The 1355-nt window shown below is 62.0% G+C and carries 2 protein-coding genes and 1 pseudogene; 1 reads left to right on the top strand and 2 read right to left on the bottom strand.

Translation table 11 applies throughout. The annotated features are described in order from the left end of the window. Together C5F48_RS23840 and C5F48_RS23845 are read right to left on the bottom strand one after the other, a co-directional pair. Positions 1-189: pseudogene (locus C5F48_RS23840) on the bottom strand (hypothetical protein); the annotation flags it as partial. 482 nt (positions 190-671) lie between these two features. After that, positions 672-989: an H-NS histone family protein gene (locus C5F48_RS23845; protein ID WP_107666135.1), complete on the bottom strand. Its 318-nt coding sequence runs from the start codon at positions 987-989 to the stop codon at positions 672-674. A gap of 151 nt (positions 990-1140) precedes the next feature. On the opposite strand from C5F48_RS23845, the gene C5F48_RS25500 reads away from it, so the two are divergent. After that, entirely contained in the window at positions 1141-1287 is a 147-nt protein-coding gene (locus tag C5F48_RS25500) for a hypothetical protein (RefSeq protein WP_170139786.1), read from the top strand. The last annotated feature ends 68 nt before the right edge of the window (positions 1288-1355 follow it).

A 1355-nucleotide genomic window follows, 5' to 3' on the forward strand; every position in this document is an offset into this window, starting at 1 on the left:
GCCGCCGTCGTCGTCGCTGGTGTTCGGCTCGAAGAGGACGAGTTCGCCGTTGATCGGCAGGGAGTGGAGCTTGATCTTCATCTTCGATCTGGAGCCCTCGCGCTGCGGGAAGGCGACGCCGACGTTGTGGAAGCGGGTCTTGCCGTCGGAGCCTTCGACGGGGGTGGTCACGCGCAGGTAGTTGGACATGGTGATCTCCCTTCGTTTCGATGCAAACCAAAAGAGCCGGGCCAATGAGGATCGCGGTCAACCGCAATCTTGTTTCGCGAGGAATGGCCGCAGGCCAGGGGAAGATTGTGGTTGAAGGGGGCGCAGCCCCTGCCCGCGATCAGGCCCGGCTCAGGTTGCATTCTTCCGAAACGAGAGGAGATCACCATGTCGGCGGGATCTGCGACCACGATCCGCGAGGCGACAGGCAAGAGCTGCTGCGCGAACCGCGCAGCAAGACCCGCGAGGGCTCCAGATCGAAGATCAAAGGGCGCAACGGCGCCGGAGACTGCGGAACGGACGGCAGGCGAACTTGGCCGGTGGCGTCGACGGGGAAGCGGCGGCGTAGAGCAAGACCGGGGGCGGATTTGGCTGGCCTTGCAAGCGCCGCTCGATCCTCTGGGCATTCACGCGCGCGACAGAAAGAGCGACCCCAGAGGGGCCGCCCCTTATCCGTGGTGGTGTCAGGTATTGATGAGAAGATCTGCCTCGGAACGGCCGGCTGTCAGGGCGTCCCTGAACCAGTGCGGCTGACGGCCCCGACCACTCCAGGTATCCGAAGGGTCTGCCGGGTTGGCGTATTTTGGCACGGCGGCGCTGCGCTGGCGGCCAGGCTGCTGGCCCATCAACTCGGCGAGGCTGAACCCCATCTCCTTTGCGGCGGTTTCCAATGCCGAGACGGCTTCGGCCTTGCGGCGTTTCTCAAAGCTGTCAATAGCGCGGGTAACGTCTTTTTGCAGCGCCTTCAGATCGGCAAGCGACATCGCGTTCAGATCGGCCATTAATGCTCCATTGATAGATTGTTTCATCGTCATTTCCGATGATACCGGAAAAGCATGGCAGTACAATTCGCAGCTTTGGCGTTGCGATGCAATCGGCAAGTCAGGCGGACTGCTCGCCGCAATTCGCGCTATGTATCGGGCGGAGGCGAGGATGGAATCGAAGATGCCAGAACAACAAAGCGCGAAGCCCCTGTTCCGACGCGCCGCCTTCTGGTGGTGGCTGGTCGGCTGGCTGCTCATGCCCTTCCGCTGGGATGTGGTCTGGGAACAGCTCTTCCGGCGGCTAACCGGCGGATGAGGCTGGCCGCATATCCCATTCACGATATAAGGGATCCAATGGAGGATGTGCGATGCCGCTCTACATCA

Source organism: Cereibacter changlensis JA139 (assembly GCF_003034985.1).
Lineage (GTDB): Bacteria > Pseudomonadota > Alphaproteobacteria > Rhodobacterales > Rhodobacteraceae > Cereibacter > Cereibacter changlensis.

Excerpts from the sequence above, each read along its gene's own strand:
- C5F48_RS23845 (WP_107666135.1), bottom strand. The coding sequence starts at position 989 with ATGGCCGATCTGAACGCGATGTCGCTTGCCGATCTGAAGGCGCTGCAA.
- C5F48_RS25500 (WP_170139786.1), top strand. The coding sequence starts at position 1,141 with ATGGAATCGAAGATGCCAGAACAACAAAGCGCGAAGCCCCTGTTCCGA.